This is a genomic window from Pseudoalteromonas sp. 2CM41L, from assembly GCF_023161905.1.
GTDB lineage: Bacteria > Pseudomonadota > Gammaproteobacteria > Enterobacterales > Alteromonadaceae > Pseudoalteromonas > Pseudoalteromonas atlantica.
Genome location: NZ_JALNTN010000011.1, coordinates 42,203 through 59,403 on the forward strand (window position 1 = coordinate 42,203; position 17,201 = coordinate 59,403).

The following is a 17,201-nucleotide window of genomic DNA, read 5'->3' on the forward strand; positions in this document are numbered from 1 at the left end:
GTTAAACTGCTCGCTGAAAAAATGTGGCGGAGAATACAGCATGTGGCTTGAGCAACTCAGGCGTCGATTAGCAAAACCAAAAACCTCTGTGCAATTATGCTTATTAGGCGTAAGTGCTGGTTTAATTGCTGCATTTTTTATTATTTTATTTCGCTTAACGATTCTGTTTTTTCAAAGCTTATTTTTAGACACTCCCGATAATTTTACTACTATCCCCACTCTTGAACGGGTTTTAATGCCGTTAATTGCTGCGCTACTGATTGCTACATTTGCTGCATTTACTGGCTTTAAGCACTACCGATTAGGCATTCCTTTTGTTATTCATCGTATTAAACGCCACTACGGGCAAATGCCGCTTTACAACACCGTAAACCAATTTGTTGGTGGTGCACTGGCACTTATTAGTGGTTTTTCGGTGGGCCGCGAAGGGCCATCTGTTCATATGGGCGCCACTGGCGCAAGTATATTAGCCGATAAACTTCATTTACCGCATAACGCCATGCGTACATTAAGTGGCTGTGGTGTCGCCGCTGGTATTGCGGCCTCGTTTAATACCCCTCTGGCTGCGGTTATTTTTGTAATGGAAGTGGTGCTACGTGAGTACAAAGTGCATATTTTTGTACCAATTATGCTTGCCGCACTAACTGGTGCATTAGCAACCCAATTTGTGTTTGGTGAAGGCTCAGAGCTTGCACTTATTAGCATTACGCCATTGAGTGGTTGGCATTACCCATATTTAATTTTATGTGGCATGGCCTTAGGGGCAATTGCCTATAGCTTTAATCAAAATTTAATGCTGATCATAAAAACATTTAAACCTTTAAGCATGTTTCCTCGTTTACTCATTGCAGGTTGTATTGCGAGTATTATTGCCTATGCAGTGCCCCAAGCAATGGGTTCGGGTATGAGCGCGATTACTATTGCGGTTGAATCGCCTGAAAACGCGCAACTACTTACCACTATTTTAATAGCTAAACTGCTAGCGACCTTGTTTGCCATTGGCCTAGGAATACCGGGTGGCTTAATAGGCCCCGTTATTGGGCTAGGTGTATTAACAGGTACTTTAATGGCCTTTTTTGCCCAATTTATAAGCCCAGGTGCTGACATTGCAGGCACATACGGGGTATTAGGAATGGCAGGATTACTCGCAGCTACATTACATGCGCCGTTAGCAGCATTAACAACTGTGATGGAGCTTACGTCCTCGCCAGAGATTATTGTACCGGCCATGTTAGTGATAACAACCGCCTATGTAACGGCGCTGCAAGTATTTGGCAATCGGTCTATATTTTTGCAACAACTTGATTTTCAGGGGCTACCCTATCATGTATCGCCCGCAACGGAGGCGCTACAAAAAGTGGGCATAATGGATGATATGGATGAGGACTTTAAACTGCTTTATTCAGACGATAAAGAGCAAATTAAAAACACCTTAGACGCCATGGACAGCCAAACCCCTTTAATAGTTTACGATGAAGAAAACGGCTATCGCCTAGCAGAGTATGACCTTACCCTGATGTCGGGCGAAAACATAAATATAAACTACATTAGCTTACAAGGCATTAGCAGCCAGTCGACCTTAGCTGATGCCTTTGATATTTTAAAAGATAAACGCAGCGGTGCCCTGTATGTATACAACTTGCTAGATGATCAGCAAATAATGGGGCTATTACGCTGGGATCAAATAAATAATATTTTAACTATTCGTAACAGCCTACTTTAGGATTCTTATGAGCGCTTTACTAATTTATAAAACACTGCACATTTTTTTTATGATTGCCTGGTTTGCCGGTATTTTTTATTTACCTCGGTTATTTGTATACCACGCAATGAGCGAAGAAAAAGCCTGTAACTCTATGCTTAAAGTGATGGAGCGTCGGCTACTCTTTTTTGTTACCCCGTTTGCTATTTTAACGGCCGTTTTTGGTGTACTCACTATTGTAGAATATGGCCGTGAGTGGTTTAGATACAGCATGTGGCTGCACTACAAACTGGTACTGGTCATTATTTTATATCTATATCACGGCTACTGCTTTAAATTACTGAGCGACTTTAAACACGACAGAAATACCAAAACGGACCGCTTTTATCGTATTTTTAATGAGCTCCCAGTTATTGCGCTGCTAATTATTGTTGCGCTTGCGGTAATAAAACCTAATTTATAAGCTGTGTAGCGCATGTTAAACTGCGCTGCAATTTACAATACTTGTTATAACACGCGCGATTGCGTGCCCCATTTTAATGGATTATCGCGCCCCTTTGATTGATTAGGAATAACCCCATGTTAAGTTTCCAAGGTGAACATATACTGTCGGTAAATCAACTCGACAGAGACTGCATTGAGCGTATTTTTGCAGTAGCGAAAAAAATGGAGCCTTATGCTAAAAAACAAAAGCAAACAACAGTGCTAGAAGGCGCTATTTTAGCTAATTTGTTTTTTGAACCAAGCACGCGTACGCGTGTAAGCTTTGGTACTGCCTTTAATTTATTAGGCGGTGGCGTGCGCGAAACAACCGGCATGCAAAGCTCAGCACTTGCTAAAGGCGAATCGCTTTACGACACTGCGCGCGTTATTTCGGCTTACGCTGATGCCGTCGCTATGCGCCACCCTGATGCAGGCTCGGTAAGCGAATTTGCAGACGGTTGTACCGTACCGGTAATTAACGGTGGTGATGGCCCTAACGAGCACCCTACTCAAGCTCTACTTGACTTGCTTACTATTGAGCGCGAACTAAACCGATTTGATCAAAACATTGATGGCATGCATATCGCCTTAGTTGGCGATTTAAAATATGGCCGCACAGTACATTCATTATCTAAATTATTGTGCCATTACAAAAACGTAAAATTTTCGATGGTGGCGCCCGATGGCCTGCAAATGCCAACGAGTATTTTAGATGCGGTAGAAAATGCAGGCCATAAAATACAATTAGTCAACAAAATGGAAGGGAACTTAGCAGCCGATATTGTGTACCAAACACGTATTCAAGAAGAGCGCTTCCCTTCACAAGAAGAAGCTAATAAATACCGTGGCGGCTTTAGAATTAGCCAATCAATTTATAACGCGCACTGTAAGCCAAATTCTGTGCTTATGCACCCGCTCCCACGCGATAGCCGTTTAGAAGCTAATGAGCTTGATAACGACTTAAACAGTAACGACAATTTAGCTATATTCCGCCAAGTACAAAATGGCGTGTTAATTCGTATGGCACTGTTTGCTTTAACCCTCGGCGTAGAAAACAAAGTCGAGCAATATGAAGTAGACGTACCTTGGTTTAGCCGCAAACGCGACAGCTAAACACTTTTACCAAGCGACAACTAATAGGATTTTTCATGACAATTAGCCAAGATTTATTTAATCGTGCACAAACTTCAATTCCTGGTGGCGTAAATTCACCTGTACGTGCATTTAACGGTGTTGGTGGCACGCCACTTTTTATTACCAAAGCCGAGGGTGCATTTACCTTTGATGCCGATGGCAACCGTTATATTGATTACGTAGGTTCGTGGGGTCCGATGATCATGGGCCATAACCACCCAGCTATAAAGCAAGCTGTTCACGAAGCGGTAGAAAACGGTTTAAGTTATGGGGCGCCCACTGAAGCCGAAATTTTAATGGCCGAAAAAGTAAAAGCGCTTGTACCCTCAATCGAAAAAGTACGTATGGTAAGCTCGGGTACCGAAGCAACAATGAGCGCCATTCGCTTAGCACGTGGCTATACAGGGCGTGATAAAATCCTTAAGTTTGAAGGTTGTTACCACGGCCATGCCGACTCATTATTAGTAAAAGCAGGCTCTGGCGCATTAACCATGGGTGTGCCAAATTCACCCGGTATCCCTGAGGATTTTGCAAAGCACACGCTTACCGTATCGTTTAATAACCTTGATGAAGTAAAAGCTGTATTTGAAAAATACGCAGACGACATTGCCTGTATTATCGTTGAGCCAGTAGCGGGTAACATGAACTGTATTCCTCCTGTAGAGGGCTTTTTAGAAGGCTTGCGTGCAGTATGTGATGAGTACAAATCAGTGCTTATTTTTGACGAAGTAATGACCGGCTTTCGTGTTGCATTAGGTGGCGCTCAGGCGTATTACAACATCAAACCTGACTTAACATGTTTAGGTAAAGTCATTGGCGGCGGCATGCCTGTTGGTGCCTTTGGCGGCAAAACCGAAATTATGGATTACATTGCGCCAGTAGGTCCGGTTTACCAAGCCGGTACTCTTTCTGGTAACCCTATTGCAATGGCTGCGGGTTTAAAATCGCTTGAGCTATTAAGTGAGCCAGGTTTGCACGATAAGTTAGAAGCTATTTCTAAAGCTATTTGTGAAGGCTTTGAAGCAGGCGCTAAAAAAGCAGGCATTCCTTTAACCACTAACTACGCTGGCGGTATGTATGGCTTTTTCTTCACTGAAGCAGAAAAAGTAACCACTTATAAACAAGCTACAGAATGTGATTTAGAACGCTTTAAACGCTTTTTCCACTTAATGCTGGAAGAAGGCGTATACCTAGCACCTTCTGCTTTTGAAGCAGGCTTTGTGTGTGCTGCGCACACAGAGCAAGAAGTACAAGCAACTATTGAAGCTGCAGAGCGCGCCTTCGCTAAGCTATAAGCATCCAAGACATGTGTTAATAATGTGCGTTATTAACTCTGTAGTTAAAAAAAGCCCTTACGGGCTTTTTTTATTTGTGCGTATTTATAATTGAATGGTTTTTAGCCTTTATACGGTCTCACTTTTTAGACTCACTTTTACCCCACAAGAGAAACGTATGACGAGCTTAAGGCACATAGCAGCACCTGCTATATCATTAATGGGCAACTTAAAATATAAAACTAAAATTGGTTTAGTTTTTGGTATTTTATTATTACCCCTTGCGCTTAGTTTGTTTTTTTTAGTCTCTTTATTAAGCGAGAGTATAAGCGTCTCTCAAATGCAAAAACAAGGATTACTGAGCTACAGAGACATTCTTGCAAATCAAATGCAGGGTGAAACCTATAAAAATGTAAAAGTAGCTAAAGCACGTGGTTTTAATGTAAAAGATGAGCAAATTAATGACGTACTTGAGCTGGTTTCAATACAGTCTAATTTAGCCTTAGATAACCAACTTGCGAGTGCTTATGTTAATCGCGCATTAGTTACACCTATACCTGCGCTTATCATGCAGATAAATGCGACAGCGCAAAGCGCTAATACTGTTCTTACTAATCAGCGTTTTACACCAGAGACTTTTATTGCGCTTTCAAACTTAAGTAAGTCGCTACCTTTGTACCAACAGCAACTCGATAAAATACTTACAATTGCCACCACGGCCGATGCATCTGTAAATAAAGCACTCACGCCCTCTCTCACTAACTTACATAACGCCATAGCCGCTTTTAAAACAGCCATTGATAAAAAGCTGCTTGAACCAGATGATATACAGCTTACACAAAACGAATTTGCAGGGCTTACCAGCCAAGTGCTTAGTCGTATTAGCCAACTAATTGATAAAAGCATCCCTACCCTTGAATCGCTAATAAATGAAAAACTGAACACGCAACGCTTGACAAGAAACACTGTATTAGCTGCATCATTAATTAGTTTATTGATTGCATTTTACTTAATGGTTGGTTTTTATTTTGCGGTAGTTGATACCATTAATCGCTTTGCCGAAGCTGCGCAAAGAGCAGCAAATGGCGATTTAAATGCGGTTATCAACTCAAGTACTAATGATGAAATGGATATTATTGCAGCGCGATATAACGCACTTCTTAATGCCTTTTCAAAACTTTTAGAGAATGTAAAAGCAAGTACTGTGGAGCTATGCGGCGCCACTAAATCGCTTTCACAGGCAAGCAGCCAAACGAGTAACGATGTTGAAAAACAGCAAAAACGGGTAAACGCTATTCATGATGCACTAAGTAATATGGAGCAAAGTGCAGTGAGTGTAGAAGAGTCTGCTAATCAAGCGATGTTAACAGCGCAAGATGCCGCGCAACATGTAAAGCAAGGCTCTAACAACACCATGGAACTAGCCAAATACATGCAAGACCTTCAAGTTGAATTTACCGAAAGCCAACAAGCCTTAGATAGACTAGCTCAAGATAGCCAAGAAATTAGTAAAGTAAGTAAAGGCATTAGCGAAATAGCCGATCAAACTAATTTATTAGCCCTAAACGCAGCAATAGAAGCCGCACGAGCCGGTGAACATGGCCGTGGTTTTGCCGTGGTAGCTGATGAAGTAAGAACCCTTGCCCAGCGTACACAAACTCAAACCCAAGAAATTCACCAAATAATTAGCTCACTCCAACAAGCTTCTGACGATACACAACAAAAAATGCGCTCAAGTGTCCAGAAGATGGAAAAATCGGTAAAAGCCGCCACCGAAACAAACGATATTTTACAAAATGCAGAGCAAAGCATGGGCGATATAAAACACCAAGGCGAAGAGATAGCACTGCGGGTTAAAGAGCAATCTAACGCAACCACCCAAGCATTAAGTGATGCACAAGAAGTCAGTAACTTAGCAGATCACACTCTTCTCTCTGCACAATCTACACTGCAAGACGCACAGCAACTTAGTCAGCTATCTGATGACTTAACTAAATCAATGCAGTTTTTTAAATCTTGATAGGAAGCTAAATATAATAAAACCGCTGAGTTAGCGGTTTTATTATTAAGGTTTTATTTTATTAGCGTATACACTGCGGCCTAGGCTCAAACTCACTGGCTCTTAGTGGTAACTGAATGACTTTTCCGCATCCGGGCGGTGCTTGTAAACCCGTTCTTTCATTGACGAAAGCCCATCTAATTGATGGCGGACGTGTATCTGCTATTGCTTCAGGGTTGAGCGGTTTTAAGTAACGAATATAAGCTTCTAACGCGCCCACACTACCGGTTAAACCGGTGCTTCTATTATCGTCTCTACCAAGCCACGCAACGGTCACTGTGTTTTGATCAAACCCTGCAAACCAGCTATCACGTAAATCATTACTAGTGCCTGTTTTACCGGCAAGCTGAATTGATGGAAAGTGTAAATTTAAACGCTTAGCGGTGCCGTCTTTGGTCACTCGCTTCATGGCATATTTAGTCATATATACAGCGTCTTTTGCAAAGCGCGGCTCAGACTTAACTTTATGCTTATACAAAACGTTACCTACCGAGTCTGTTAGCGCAGATACAGAAGTAAGCTCTCTATACTCGCCATCTGCTGCGATAGTGGTATAAAGCTGGGCAACCTCAAAGCTCGACATTTCTACAGCACCAAGTAGCAGCGAGGGGTATTCATCTATATTACCTTTTGCTCCTAACCCTTTGAGCGTATTTGCTACTTTATCAACACCTACATCTAGGCCTAAATTTACCGCAGGAATATTAATACTGTTACTGAAGGCTTTATAAAGTGGCAATGCACCTCGGTATTGGTGATCAAAGTTTTCAGGTTGCCACACTTTACCCTGCTCATTTGTTACCTGCACAGGGGAGTCATCAAGTAATGTGGCTAAGTTATAATGTGGTAACTGCAGGGCTGTTAAGTACACCGCGGGTTTAACTAAAGAGCCAATATTTCGTTTAGTATCGAGCACTCGGTTGAAACCTGAGTAGCGAACATCGCGCCCCGACACTAAAGCCGACACACCGCCTTTTTCTACATTAACTGAGATCATGGCTGCTTCGAGTTTATCGGTGTTAGGGCGTTTTTCTAAATACGGTAAACTTTTTTGAATGGACTCTTCCATCGCCGTTTGTTTTTGCAAATCAAAGTAAGTAAATACACGCACACCGGCATCTAGTGTTTTTTGATCAGGTAATAACTGCTTAAGCTCACGGTTTACAAGTTCTAAAAAGCCAGGGTATGACTTTTGTAAACTTGCTTTCATAGGCGCTATATCAATTGGGCGTTTAAGTGATGCACGGTATTCTTTTGTAGTTAGTAGCTTGTTTTCAACCATTAAGCGCAGTACTAGGTCGCGACGCTCCATAGTGCGTTCTTTATAGCGACGAGGATTGTAATACGAAGGCCCTTTGACCATCGCCACCAGCAGCGCTATTTGGTCATATTCCAGCTCATCAACAGGCTTTGAAAAATAAAACTCAGAGGCCAAGCCCATGCCATGCACGCCTTGGTTATAAGATTGTCCTAGGTAAACTTCATTCAAATAAGCTTCTAAAATCTGATCTTTTGAATAACGGTAATCTAGAATAAGCGCAATAAATGCCTCATTTATTTTACGCACTAAAGAACGCTCACGCGTTAGGTATATATTTTTTGCAAGCTGCTGCGTTAAGGTGCTACCACCTTGCACGGTACGCCCTGCTTTAATATTTGAATAAAGCGCGCGCAAAATAGAAAATACCGACACACCATGGTGCTGATAAAAATCCCGATCTTCTACCACTAATAACGTGTCTTTCAACATAGGCGGAAACTTATCAAGCGGTACAAACTCTCTATCTTGCTTTGAATCATTTCCAATACGGGCTATTTGCACAGGCTCTAGGCGAGCGCTGTTTAGCCGCCTGCCAAATTTATCTTTAATGGTTGCTACCTTTTGCCCCGCAAAACGTAGCTCAATAATGTGCGATTCTTCAAGGCCATCATAAAACTCAAAGTCGCGTCGGTAAATTTTTATGCTATCGGCTGTTTTTACAAACTGCCCCGTGCGGCTTAGCCTGTTAACTGATGAATAATTTAGGCGCTCAAGCTCCCACACAACCTCTTGGCTAGATAAAAACTGCCCTGGGTAAAACTCCATTGAGCGTGCGTATACTTGGGCGGGTAACTGCCATTTATTACCTTCAAATATACGTGTTGTTTTTGAATCTAAATATATAAGATACATGGCCATAGCAATAAAAACAGCTAAGCTCAATTTCCAAAAAACAGACCATGTTTTTCGCATAAATGTGCGTTTAACAACAGTGTTTGACGTTTTTTTAGTCGTTTTTGATTTAGCTTTACCTGGCGAGCTGGTTGCTTTAGGTGCACGCTTAGGAGTGGTTTTACTACTGGGTGTTTTTTTGTTGTCAGCCATTTAAATGTAATTTATTCCAAGGTTTATTCACGAGTGTGAGCTTAGCATATTGGCTATAGCCTAACACCTGAAAAGTTAACCTTCCCTGAAACGAAAAAAAGCCCTACCAAGGTAGGGCTTTGTGAACACAATGATTAATCTATTTAATATTAGTTACTGCGAACAGATACAAACTCAGGGTAAGCATCAACACCACAATCGTGTTGGTCCATACCGCTTAACTCTTCTTCTTCGGTTACGCGAATACCCATAGTTTGCTTTAAAATAGCCCACACAATAAATGAAGCTACAAAAACAAAGGCTAAAATAGTCACTAAACCAATAAGCTGTGTTACAAAGTTTGCATCGCCGTTAGATACAGGCACTAACATAATACCTAGCGCGCCACATACACCGTGAACAGAGATAGCACCAACTGGGTCATCAATCTTCGCTTTATCTAGAGCTACAATGCTAAATACAACCAGTGAACCACCTAAAATACCTAGTAAACACGCCATTAATGGAGATGGTGAAAGTGGGTCTGCTGTAATAACCACTAAACCTGCTAATGCGCCGTTTAATACCATAGTTAAATCTGCCTTACCCCATAACACTTTACATACAAACAGTGCGGCAATTGCACCCATTGCAGCAGCAGCGTTAGTATTAAGTAAAATTTGGCCTACAGCCGTTGCATTTTCTTTATCTGAAAGAAGTAATTGCGAACCACCGTTAAAACCAAACCAACCCATCCATAAAATAAACGTACCTAATGTAGCAAGTGGTAGGTTAGAGCCTGGAATTGGGTAAATTTCACCGTTTTTACCGTATTTACCTTTACGAGCGCCAAGTAAAATTACACCTGCTAAAGCAGCTGCAGCACCAGCACCATGAACAATGGCAGAGCCTGCAAAATCAACAAAGCCCATTTCTGATAAGAAACCGCCACCCCATGTCCAGTAACCTTCCATTGGGTAAATAAAGCCAGTTAAAACAACTGCAAATGCTAAGAAAGCAAATAACTTCATACGCTCAGCCACGGCACCCGATACAATCGACATAGCCGTTGCAACAAATACTACTTGGAAGAAAAAGTCAGATTCTAAAGAGTGGTCAGCATCGGCCGCTTGCGTGCCAATTAATGCGCCAATTGAAGGGATAATGCCGCCTTCAGCGTTGTCTACATACATGATGTTGTAGCCAACTAATAAAAACATGGTACATGCGATAGAATACAGCGCCACGTTTTTAGTTAAAATTTCAGTGGTGTTTTTAGAGCGAACTAAACCCGCTTCTAACATGGCAAAACCTGCTGCCATCCACATTACTAATATACCCGACACCAGAAAATAAAAGGTGTCGAGTGAAAATTTGAGTTCTACAATTGTGTTTTCCATTAATCAGCCCCCTTAAATTGCTTCTTCATCAAGTTCGCCCGTACGAATACGCACAATTTGATCTAAGTCGTACACGAAAATTTTACCGTCACCAATTTTGCCTGTTGATGCAATTTTGGTAATTGCTTCAACTACGCGTTGGCAATTTTCAGTACGAGTAGCAATTTCAAGTTTGATCTTAGGAATAAAATCTACCTGATACTCTGCTCCACGATACAGCTCTGTATGGCCTCGTTGACGTCCAAAACCTTTAACATCAACTACGGTCATCCCTTCAATACCTAAATCAGCGAGCGCTTCACGCACATCATCTAATTTAAATGGTTTTATGATTGCACTAATCATTTTCATAGTGGCCCCCTCGGACGCTTTATTGTTATCCTGTTGACTTACATAATCCAACCTTTGTGCCACTATTAAAAAACGTTTAATATCAATAAGATAATCATGAATAGTAAATTAAAAACAAAAAAAACGCACCATCAAGGTGCGCTTTTTTAACAACTTAGCTACATTGGTGCATCTCCAAAAGTGACGCCCTACTAGCTTGTAATTAATGTTATTTTTTATATCTACACTACACAGTTTCGGCCATTGTTTTTGGCTTCATAAAGGGCAGCATCAGCGATGCGCATGGCTTGTGTTAAATCAGTACTTTGAAAATCAGCCACACCAATACTGATGGTGATAGAAAACGGTTTTTCATCGATTAAAAACTCATGCTTAGCGAGTTTTTTTCTAAAGCCTTCTAAGTACTCTCGCCCACGCGCCGTGTCTATATCATCTAATATAATGGCAAACTCTTCGCCGCCCACCCGCGCAACAATAAACTTAGAAAACGTAGTTTTAATTAATGTGGCTACCTGCTTTAGTGCCTGATCGCCCGCTTCGTGGCCTAAGGTGTCATTAATGTTTTTAAAAAAATCTATATCGAGTAATGCAAGCGTGTTTTGCTGTTGTTTTTTTAATAGTTGCTCTGCATATTGGTAAAAATAACGGCGGTTATACATACCCGTTAAATAGTCTCTGTAAGCACTTTCTTTAATATCCGCAATCAGTGACAACTGCTCCATAGTTTGCATAACACGACAATGAAACTCTTCATTCATAAATGGCTTCGTTAAAAAGTCGTTGGCACCGTATTTAATAAACCGAGCCGATAACCCATGTTTACCTGCCCCCGAAAGCCCGATAATGGCCAAATCATCACGCCCTCTAAAATTACGCACCGCTTTAACCAGTTCAAAGCCATCCATTAATGGCATCGCATAATCGGTCATGAGCAATTTTATATTAGGGTTACTTTTTATTATTTCGAGTGCTTGCTGACCATCTTGCGCATCGGTTACATCAAATAATTGCTTTTCTAACATTTGCTTCATTAAGGAGCGGCTTAGCATTGAATCATCAGCAACCAACGCCTTACAGCCTTGATTTCTCAGAAGCTGAGCTACTAACTTGATAGCGTAATGGTATGAATCGCGATTGTCTTTTATTACGTAATCAATAACACCAAGCTCTAGCATTTGTTGGCGCTTATATTCATCAATTTTTGAGGTAAGTACCACAGTAGGAATGGCGTGTGAAAGTGTGAATTTAGCGACCTCGCCATTAGGTGCATCGGGCAAAGTTAAATCAACTAAAGCCAGCGAGTATTTATGTTTCTCAATATAGTCTTGGCATTCATTTAATGACCAGGCAAAATCGACAGCGACATCTAAATATTGAGCCGATAAGTGGCGTAGCACCTGCTGCACTACTTTACTGTCTTCAACCACTAATACTCTTTGCATAAACTTCTCTTTAATCTTGTTATTTTACGTACTTAAACTTGCACTAAAGCGACAAGTTATGAAAAACATCCAATAAAGTTCTGTTTATGTAGCCAGTAAGTAGGCTAAGTCCATTAATCTAAGCGCAAGGCTTGTATTTAATTTAAATACAAAGTCGACCAAATATACTTGATTTTTTAGCTAAGCTAAACACGCTAGGATAAATTATCCCTAAATAAACAATGTCGGCGTGTATAAGCTTAGGCTTAACCAGTATTATCGACCATTAATCTCAATACTTTTGTTATTTGTGTGTTTTTTATTTTAAATAGCACCTAAACAAAAATAAGGAACGACAATGAAGCTTGTCCAATTAACTCGTTACACCTTAGCGCTTGCCATGGTATTGCTTAGCAGTACTGCAACAGCAGAAAACCAACGAAAAATAGACATTGATAGCCATGTAATCACTAAGCATAAAGCAAAAATTAATGGTGAACGCTTTAGCTACACAGTTAAAACAGGCACTCAGCCGGTATGGAATAATAATGGCGATGCCATTGCCACATTACAATATACCTATTACACACGAGATAAAGTCGATGACACCGCAGCTCGCCCATTACTGATATCGTTTAATGGCGGGCCAGGCTCTGCATCTGTATGGATGCACTTAGCCTATACTGGCCCACGCGTATTAAAAATTGATGACGAAGGCTACCCCATTCAGCCTTATGGCGTAAAAGATAACCCCTACTCTGTGTTAGATGTAGCAGATATTGTTTATGTAAATCCGGTAAATACAGGTTATTCACGCGTAGTAGAAAACGCCAAAGGTGAAATGCTTTCGAAAGAGCAACAAAAAGAGCACTTTTTTGGTGTGAATGCCGACATAAAATACTTAGCTGAATGGCTAAATACCTTTGTTAACCGAAACGAGCGCTGGCGCTCACCTAAGTTTTTAATTGGAGAAAGCTACGGCACTACTCGTGTATCAGGCCTTGCCCATGAACTACAAAACAGTCAATGGATGTACATTAATGGGGTGGTATTAGTATCGCCGACCGATATTGGTATAAAACGCGACGGCCCTATAAAAGCGGCTAATCGCTTACCTTATTTTGCTGCAACTGCGTGGTATCACAAAGCACTGAATAAAAACTTGCAAGAAAAAGATCTCAATGAACTTTTACCCGAGGTAGAACAGTTCACTATTAATGAGCTTATTCCTGCCCTCGCTAAAGGTGGCTTTATCGATGCCGATAAAAAACGCCAAATAATAAAGAAAATGGCCGAATATGCTGGTCTTTCAGAGCAGTTTGTAGCGCAAAACAACTTAGATATTCCCACTCGATTTTTTTGGAAAGAACTTTTACGTGAGCGCGGACAAACTGTCGGGCGTCTAGATTCGCGCTATTTAGGTATTGATAAACGCGATGCTGGCGAATCACCTGATTACTGGGCTGAGCTTACCTCTTGGCTGCACTCATTTACGCCTGCAATTAACTATTACCTGCGTGAAGAGCTCAACTATAAAACGGATGTAAAATACAACTTATTTGGCAATGTTCACCCATGGGATCGCAGTAAAAATAATACCGGCGAAAACTTACGTTTAGCGATGGCGCAAAACCCGTATTTAAACGTCATGATTCAAGCGGGTTACTACGATGGCGCAACAAATTACTTTGATGCTAAATACACGTTATGGCAGCTTGACCCAAGTGGAAAAATGAAAGACAGGTTAAGCTTTAAAGGGTACCGCAGCGGCCATATGATGTACCTACGACATGAAGATCTTAAGCTTTCTAATAACGACTTACGCGACTTCATTTTAAGCTCCCTACCCGCTAAAGGGCAGGCCGCTAAATATTAAGGCCATTACATGAGGCATTACGAAGATGCCTCATGTTTATTACAGTACACTTTTAACTGTGTAACCACTTCATTAAATCCTGTTTGTAGTGCAAATAATAACGCTTCATCGACCTTATTTTGCGCGGCTAAGCTTTCTATCTGCTGGCAGGTATCACTTAACTTTAACGCTGCAACCGATTTAGCAGATGACTTTAAACCATGCGCCTGAAAAGATAAATCGGCATAATTTAAACTATGTGTATATGCTTCAATTAATTTAACTTGCTCATAAGCGGTCTGTAAAAACGCCTGAAAGACTAAACAATGTACATGCGTATCTTTTCCTAACATCGAAAACAATAAAGGCATATCTAATTGACTGTACATAGAGCTTGCTTGCGCTGTGATTTGCAGCGGCTGTGTATGCGAAGGAACAATGCCTTGCGAGTGTTTCATCAACAGTGCTTTTAGGCTTTCAAGCTCTATCGGTTTAGTTAAAAAACCGTTCATCCCAGCGCTGTAACAATCTTGTATGTTTTTTTCCATTATGTTGGCCGTAACAGCAATAATTATTAGCTCATTGAACTGTGTGTTTTTTCGGATTTTTTTAGCCAACTCAAGGCCATTTAACAACGGCATTTGAATATCGGTAAGTAGCATATCAAAACAATTATCTTGGAGCATTTGCCAGGCCTGTTCGCCATTATTTGCAAACGTTGAATTAACACCAAGCATGGTCAGTTGCTGCTTTAAAACCTGCTGATTAGTCAGTTGATCTTCTGCCACCAGCACATTTAATACTGGGAGTTTACCTATGGCTGAGCCTGCGGGCTCACTGCTGGGATGATTTATCGGTTCATCAGCTTGTATAGTGGTTAAAGCGCTTTCTTTAAAACTATTAAAGCTAATGGTAAAGCACGCGCCTTTATTTATTTGGCTATTTACTTGTAGCTGCCCTTGCATACGCTCTACAAGCTCTTTAGTAATAACTAAACCTATGCCCGTACCATGTGTTTTACTGGTCTCTGCCCCAAGTCTATCAAAGGGCTTAAAAAGCCTTAAAATATCATCTTCTGAAAAACCGCACCCTGTATCTTCAATATCAATATTACAGCGGCTTGAATCAGCAATCTCGCAGCGTATATCTATTTTACCTCGCACTTTATTATATTTTATTGCGTTGGAAAGTAAATTAAGCAATACCTGTTTAAAACGGCGCTTATCTACATATAAGTAAATACCTTCAAGGGAGTCAATATTGTGAGTATTTATAGTAACAAGCTCAACTCTGGCAAGTTCGCTCACCATTTCAATACTATGCTGTAGCATGTCTTTCACGGGGGCATATTCAAAATTAAACTGCATATTCCCCGACTCAATAGAAGTTAAATCTAGCACGTCGTTTATTAGTAAAAGTAAATGCTCCCCAGCTTGGTAAATACTTTGCGCATTGTCTTTGTGTACCTCGGTTGCTTTACGGTCATATTGATAAAGCTGCGCTAACCCTAAAATAGCATTTAACGGCGTTCTAAGCTCATGGCTCATACTCGCCATAAAGTCAGACTTAGCCTTACTGGCCGACTCGGCTTGAATTCTCAGCGCGTTTACTTTTTGATGATTAGTAGCAACCTCACCGGCCATTTTATTAAATGCATTTATGACGCTGCCAATCTCATTTTTTTGCTGAACGCTAACGTGGCAGTCAAAGTTCCCTTTAGCCAGTTTAGAAAAGGCGACTTCGAGCGCCCGTAAAGGGCTGGTAATTCTATAATCGACCAACCAAGCTAAGCCAATAAAAAACACCACAAGTATAAAAAACTGAATATAAATTAACGTGTAATGTAGCTTGGCCGCTTCGTTTATTTCGTCCTCAAAATTAACGACTAACGTTATTTCAGCCAAAGGTTTATCTAAAAAAGTGATGCGCTCATTTAACGTAACATTGCCCTGCTGCGCTAACAGCTGCCACTCATCTAAAGGATATAACTGATTACCTGTAGAAGGCTCTACTACCCTAATTGCTTTCCAATTAGGGTTTGTATTAAGTTGCGCGTCTATTTGCTCATACAGCTGTGCGTATTGGCGAGTTAATAAAGGGGTTTTTATTGATGTAGATAGTTGCTGTAAAGAGCGCTGCGCTGCGCTAGAAAGGCCATCGTTTACCCACCTAGCTTGCTCTGGCAAAGCGTAAAAAATAAATAAGCATATTAATAAAAAGCCAAATGCCATTACCGCAATAAAGCTTTGAACCCTTAGGCTGCGCCACCAGTTAATTTTCAACATAAAACGAGCGTAAACCCCATTGCGTTAATTGTTTGTAATCGTCAATGCTTGCTTTACTTGGGTTAATTATAGGAATACCCGCTAATAAGTGTTTTTGTTTAGGGTCGCTCCCTATTTCTATAATTGCTTGTTGAACTTGCGCTTGTACCTGATTATTTACTCTAGGGTGAACCACAATGGGGTGGCGGCTAACCTTACGCGTTTTGTAAATAACTTTTAGCTTTTGCTGCAAATTTTGAGGCTGTTGCTTTAATGTGCCCATCACCCCGCCGCCGGCAGGCGTTGCGTTAAGTGCCACATTTAAATAAACAGATGAGTGCGTTTGAACATACACAGGCTTTATTGTTAAGCCATACAATAGGGCAAGCTCCGCCCGCATTAATAAAGAAGCGCCTAACGCATTAGGCGCAGGAAAAGCAATTTCGGCGCCTTCAAGCTGCTTAACGGATTCAATATTACTGTTTTTATTGACCACTAATACGCCTTGCAAATGGCGCGCAGCATCTTTCACTATTGGTAAATAGCCTTGCTTGTCGTAAGCAATCACACTATGCCATGGGTTCATATAAGCAAAATCGTAATCGCCATCTGCAAAACCTTGCTCAAAAACCGGGATTGATTCCACGGTAACAAGCTGTAGTTGCACGCCTGTTTTTTCGGTTACTTTATTAAGAAAGGGCTGCCATATTGCAGTGAGTTTTTGAGGCTCATATTGCGGAACTACACCAAAAGTAAAGGTTTGAGCATAGACACCCATACTATTGAATAAAAAAAGCAAAACAACACTACACTTCATATTAGTCTTACCGTTGTAGGTTTATGACTATAAGCATAGTTAACGAGTGACTAACGCACCATTTTTATTACGTAGAAATTAAGAGGTTATTTAATTA

At 41.0% G+C, this 17,201-nt stretch carries 12 protein-coding genes; 6 read left to right on the forward strand and 6 right to left on the reverse strand.

All coding sequences use genetic code 11. The annotated features are described in order from the left end of the window. Nucleotides 1-40 precede the first annotated feature (40 nt). The 5 genes from MTF64_RS13265 (at nucleotide 41) to MTF64_RS13285 (ending at nucleotide 6,613) form a co-directional block, all read left to right on the forward strand. The gene (locus MTF64_RS13265; protein WP_055252948.1) at nucleotides 41-1,723 is read left to right on the forward strand and encodes a chloride channel protein; all 1,683 of its coding nucleotides are present in this window, start codon (nucleotides 41-43) and stop codon (nucleotides 1,721-1,723) included. A gap of 7 nt (nucleotides 1,724-1,730) precedes the next feature. After that, complete coding sequence (locus MTF64_RS13270; RefSeq protein WP_024034304.1) at nucleotides 1,731-2,165, forward strand: CopD family protein; 435 nt, start codon at nucleotides 1,731-1,733, stop codon at nucleotides 2,163-2,165. Between the two features lie 116 nt (nucleotides 2,166-2,281). Then, entirely contained in the window at nucleotides 2,282-3,298 is a 1,017-nt protein-coding gene (locus MTF64_RS13275) for an aspartate carbamoyltransferase (protein ID WP_004587156.1), read from the forward strand. A gap of 35 nt (nucleotides 3,299-3,333) precedes the next feature. Further along, nucleotides 3,334-4,614 carry a glutamate-1-semialdehyde 2,1-aminomutase gene (gene hemL / locus MTF64_RS13280; RefSeq protein ID WP_004587157.1) on the forward strand — a complete coding sequence of 427 codons (1,281 nt, stop codon included), beginning with the start codon at nucleotides 3,334-3,336 and terminating at the stop codon, nucleotides 4,612-4,614. A 157-nt stretch (nucleotides 4,615-4,771) separates the two neighbouring features. Next, nucleotides 4,772-6,613, forward strand: a complete 1,842-nt coding sequence (locus MTF64_RS13285; RefSeq protein WP_248451682.1) for a methyl-accepting chemotaxis protein — start codon at nucleotides 4,772-4,774, stop codon at nucleotides 6,611-6,613. Nucleotides 6,614-6,674: 61 nt separating this feature from the next. Here MTF64_RS13285 and mrcB read toward each other — a convergent pair whose 3' ends face one another. From mrcB to MTF64_RS13305, 4 genes are all read right to left on the reverse strand, one after another. Further along, nucleotides 6,675-9,017 carry a penicillin-binding protein 1B gene (mrcB, locus tag MTF64_RS13290; RefSeq protein WP_248451683.1) on the reverse strand — a complete coding sequence of 781 codons (2,343 nt, stop codon included), beginning with the start codon at nucleotides 9,015-9,017 and terminating at the stop codon, nucleotides 6,675-6,677. A 149-nt stretch (nucleotides 9,018-9,166) separates the two neighbouring features. Continuing rightward, complete coding sequence (locus MTF64_RS13295; protein WP_004587161.1) at nucleotides 9,167-10,396, reverse strand: ammonium transporter; 1,230 nt, start codon at nucleotides 10,394-10,396, stop codon at nucleotides 9,167-9,169. A gap of 12 nt (nucleotides 10,397-10,408) precedes the next feature. After that, the gene (locus MTF64_RS13300) at nucleotides 10,409-10,747 is read right to left on the reverse strand and encodes a P-II family nitrogen regulator (protein WP_004587162.1); all 339 of its coding nucleotides are present in this window, start codon (nucleotides 10,745-10,747) and stop codon (nucleotides 10,409-10,411) included. 221 nt (nucleotides 10,748-10,968) lie between these two features. Beyond that, nucleotides 10,969-12,189: a response regulator gene (locus MTF64_RS13305; protein ID WP_096042119.1), complete on the reverse strand. Its 1,221-nt coding sequence runs from the start codon at nucleotides 12,187-12,189 to the stop codon at nucleotides 10,969-10,971. Nucleotides 12,190-12,526: 337 nt separating this feature from the next. On the opposite strand from MTF64_RS13305, the gene MTF64_RS13310 reads away from it, so the two are divergent. Continuing rightward, a complete protein-coding gene (locus MTF64_RS13310; protein ID WP_248451684.1) occupies nucleotides 12,527-14,044 on the forward strand; it encodes a carboxypeptidase in 1,518 nt (505 codons plus the stop codon). 17 nt (nucleotides 14,045-14,061) lie between these two features. Here MTF64_RS13310 and MTF64_RS13315 read toward each other — a convergent pair whose 3' ends face one another. Beyond that, nucleotides 14,062-16,308, reverse strand: a complete 2,247-nt coding sequence (locus tag MTF64_RS13315) for an ATP-binding protein (RefSeq protein ID WP_248451685.1) — start codon at nucleotides 16,306-16,308, stop codon at nucleotides 14,062-14,064. Continuing rightward, nucleotides 16,295-17,104 (reverse strand): phosphate/phosphite/phosphonate ABC transporter substrate-binding protein, encoded by an 810-nt coding sequence (locus MTF64_RS13320; protein WP_064386888.1) that lies wholly within the window; start codon nucleotides 17,102-17,104, stop codon nucleotides 16,295-16,297. Before MTF64_RS13320 ends, MTF64_RS13315 begins: the two co-directional genes overlap by 14 nt. Nucleotides 17,105-17,201: the final 97 nt, after the last annotated feature.